This is a genomic window from Bacteroides caecigallinarum (assembly GCF_021530995.1).
Lineage (GTDB): Bacteria > Bacteroidota > Bacteroidia > Bacteroidales > Bacteroidaceae > Phocaeicola > Phocaeicola faecigallinarum.
This window is the reverse complement of the sequence record NZ_JADYTF010000217.1, coordinates 1-1,783: the sequence shown is the minus strand read 5'-3', so window position 1 is coordinate 1,783 and position 1,783 is coordinate 1. Positions and strand designations below refer to the sequence as shown.

Here is a 1,783-nt window from a genome sequence, read left to right as displayed (position 1 = left end):
ATATTATAAAATCATTAAAATCAAACCTTGCAGATTTAACTTACATTCTTTTTGTCATAAGGAAAGAATTTGAACAAATAATTGAGACTTCTGATGATGAAAAGACTAATGAAAATTTGCGGAAAACCACTTCTGCCTTGCAAGAGTCCAATAATAATGTTATCAGATTGTATCATGAAATAAATAAAAATGAAGATAGGATACAGAATGAATGGTACAATGATGATACTACACTTAAAAAACTCAAAAAGGAGGTTGATAATCTTAAAAAATCAATAGATGCATTGATAGATGGGAACAAGAACCTGTTAAAATAATAACAGAAAGATCAATATGCCTTTTAATACAATAAACAACGTTTATAAAAACGTAAAACAAGTTGATGAAGACCTTAGCCAAGGACATGTCTCTGTACAAGAAACGAGTAAAGCAGTCAATGATATAAAGAAGACATGGGATGATTTCGCAAAGATTGGAGATTATCGTGATAAGTATGGTAATAAGCAGAATAAACTTGCGGATTTTGCCAAAAAGGAATTCGTCCCAGGTACATTTGATGCTTTTGGAGGTATAAAAAACGGAGCAGCAACAGGTATTAGCAGTGTTTCATCATTTTTTAGTGCTGTCGATTCATTTAAAGGAAGCTGGAGAAATCCTGAACAGGCACGACAAAAACTGGAAGATGGTTTAAAACAAATTTCAAATGGAGTAAAACAGTTTGGGGAGACACTAAAGAATATTTCACGAGCAGGAAAAGGTATTAGTGACATGTTGGGCACTAATAGTAAACATCCTATTCTGGATGGCATTGGAAATTTCGGCAATGGAACGTCTGTTTTTGGTGAGAATTTTGGTAATAGTGGAATTCCAGTATTGGCTGGTATTACTGCTGGGGAAATCAGCAAAAAAGTTAACAATTCAGTAGATGGAGTACCTACAGGGGGAGCAGCACCCATAAGCTTAGTTGAAAACGATACGTCAATATATGATACAAAATCTAACAAGCTGCAAGAAAAAACTGCAATAAATTCAAATACATCACTAAATAATACAGATACCAAGACTGATTTCAAGACTGACAGTGATGATTTCAGTGCCGATATGATACACGAAATCAATGTAATTCTTGATGGAAACTACTCACAACAAAACTCAATTTGCTCAATTAACGGGAATAAATACAAGTTGAGTGAATATTCCCTTTCTCAGGAATTACTGCGACCGATGATATTGAATTTTTCATTAGAGAAGAATGAAAAAATTGAGACACAATCGGATGTGGTTTTTGCAGACATAACTCAAATTATTGGAAAGACGTTCGAAATCAATGTTTCAACTGTAAAGACAAGTATTGACGAAAGTTCTGCCCAACCTCAAAAAGCTTTTGAATTTAAGGGGATGATAATAGATGTCTCCGCTTCAAGAAATACTGCTAGTACTCAATATGCTAGAGTCACTGTTGCATCGATGGATGTTCTTTTACAGAATGCACCACACTGTCGTTCTTTTGAAAATATGACTTTAGCAGATATAGTTACAAGTGTACTGAATTCATATAAGGAAATTAATGGGAAAATAAATCCAAGGTTTAAGGAAAAAATACCTTATATAGTACAATACAATCAAACTGACTATGCTTTTATCAGTATGTTGGCAGTACGATTTGGGGAATGGATGTATAGTACTGGGAAAGATTTTGTGTTTGGAGAATTAATTACCAATGATTCTTCAACAGCTACACTTGAATATCCAGGTGGCAGTCTAATGTCATATAATTTATATC

At 33.7% G+C, this 1,783-nt stretch carries 2 protein-coding genes; both read left to right on the top strand.

The genetic code is table 11. The annotated features are described in order from the left end of the window. Nucleotides 1-317, top strand: a 317-nt coding sequence (locus tag I6E24_RS16095; RefSeq protein ID WP_235329707.1) for a hypothetical protein, incomplete at its 5' end; no start/stop codon positions are given. 16 nt (nt 318-333) lie between these two features. Then, nucleotides 334-1,783, top strand: a 1,450-nt coding sequence (locus tag I6E24_RS16090; protein ID WP_235329705.1) for a contractile injection system protein, VgrG/Pvc8 family, incomplete at its 3' end; no start/stop codon positions are given.